Here is a 1,639-nt window from a genome sequence, read left to right on the forward strand (position 1 = left end):
GGCGACTCCTGCGGGGTCGCCCGGACGGCGGCGAGGACCGCGGCCCGGGCGCCGGCGGGCGGCTCCGCGTCGATCGCCGCTCCCAGCCGGGCGGCGACGGCCTGCAGGTCGGCGAGCTCGCGCGCGGCATCGGCGTCGACGGCGACCAGCGCCTCGACGGCCCGGCGCTCGTCGGCGTCGACCGCGTCCACCGCGTACGCGCCCAGCAGGGCGCGGACGTCGTCCTGCTCGCTCACGCGCTCACCCCCAGGCAGTCCTTCAGGCGCAGCAGCCCGTCCCTGATCCGCGACTTCACCGTCGGCAGCGCCGCGCCCAGCTCGGCCGCCACTTCACGGTAGGTCCGCCCGCCGTAGTAGGCGAGGACCACGGCGGTGCGCTGGGTCTCGGTGAGCGAGCCCAGGCAGTCCCGGACCGCCGACTGCTCGAGGCGCTGCTCGACGTCGTCGGCGACCACGTCGAACGGCCGCTCGGTGCTCTCGTCGAGGACGCGCTGGTCCCGGTCGCGCTGGGCCTGCACGGCCCGGACGCGGTCGACCGCGCGACGGTGCGCGAGCGTCGTCACCCACGTCCGTGCGGACCCGCGCTCGCCGTCGTAGCGGGCAGCGGTGCGCCAGACCTCGACCCAGACCTCCTGCGCGACCTCCGCCGCGTGGTCGGGGTCCCGCAGGACGCCGAGGCACGTGCCGTGGACCGCGCGGGCGAGCAGGTCGTACAGGCCCACGAAGGCCGTCTCGTCACCGGCCGCGACCGCCGCCATGAGGGCCTGCGCGGCGTCGGCCGCCGACGCGGGCGCACGGTCTGTCACGCCGGTCAGTGTCCCCCACGGCCGCGTCGCCCGCAGTCCGCGCCGGGCGTGGAGGGACGTGGGCGTTGTGGGCCGCGCGGTCGCCGGCACGGTCCGCGGCACCGGGCGGTGCGCCGGACGATGCGCCGGACGATGCGCCGAGCGGTGCATCGGGGTGGGGCCGGCGGGGGCGAGCACGAGCATCGGGAACCGTCGCAGTCAGGTCGTCACGTCGTCAGGAACTCGTCAGGGAGACAGCCGTGGTTCGGAGCGGTCGGGCCGACGGACGTGTGCGGTCGGTCAGGCGGGGCGCGTCGGCGCCGAGGTTCACCCGCGGTGGAGCCCCGGTGGCGCGGGACAGACGCCGCACGACGGGCGTCACAGGTCGACGCGCATCGCGACGCGGCGCGGCGAGCGCGGCGCCACCTCGCGCATCCCGGCCGCGGCGAACATCGCGACCGTGCCGGGGTGCAGCTCGACCGGGAGCGCCGCCGACGTCGTCATCGGGTACCCCTCGACCGCGCGCGCGCCCTGCTGCCGCGCGTGCTCGACGGCTGCGACCGCGAGCGCCGTCGCGACGCCTCGACGTCCGAAGGTGGCGCGCGTGAGGAAGCACGTCACCGCCCAGACGTCGGGGTCCTGCCGGTCCTCGTCGCGTCCCTGCCACGGGACGCGCGTGCTGCGGAGCAGCCGCGGGTAGGCGCGCCGCGGCGCGACCGCGCACCACCCGACCGGCACGCCGTCGAGGAACGCCACGAGGCCGCTCGCGGGCGGCGGGTCGTCGTGCGCCCGGGGCTCGTCGCGCAGGCCGAGGTCGGCGCACGGGCCCCCGACGGGTCCGCCGCCGGGCTCGTC

Annotated in this window: 2 protein-coding genes and 1 pseudogene; all 3 read right to left on the bottom strand. The window is 77.9% G+C overall.

Going from position 1 to position 1,639, the window contains the following annotated elements; genetic code table 11:
• Window positions 1-236: pseudogene (locus CBZ_RS17775) on the bottom strand (hypothetical protein); the annotation flags it as partial.
• Window positions 233-805 carry an ECF RNA polymerase sigma factor SigK gene (sigK, locus tag CBZ_RS17780; protein ID WP_246013520.1) on the bottom strand — a complete coding sequence of 191 codons (573 nt, stop codon included), beginning with the start codon at window positions 803-805 and terminating at the stop codon, window positions 233-235. The gene sigK and the pseudogene CBZ_RS17775, both read right to left, overlap by 4 nt.
• A gap of 357 nt (window positions 806-1,162) precedes the next feature.
• Window positions 1,163-1,639 (bottom strand): GNAT family N-acetyltransferase (locus tag CBZ_RS17785; RefSeq protein WP_130782808.1); only part of this gene is annotated, 477 nt, incomplete at its 5' end.

The sequence above is a fragment of the Cellulomonas biazotea genome, from assembly GCF_004306155.1.
Taxonomy (GTDB): domain Bacteria; phylum Actinomycetota; class Actinomycetes; order Actinomycetales; family Cellulomonadaceae; genus Cellulomonas; species Cellulomonas biazotea.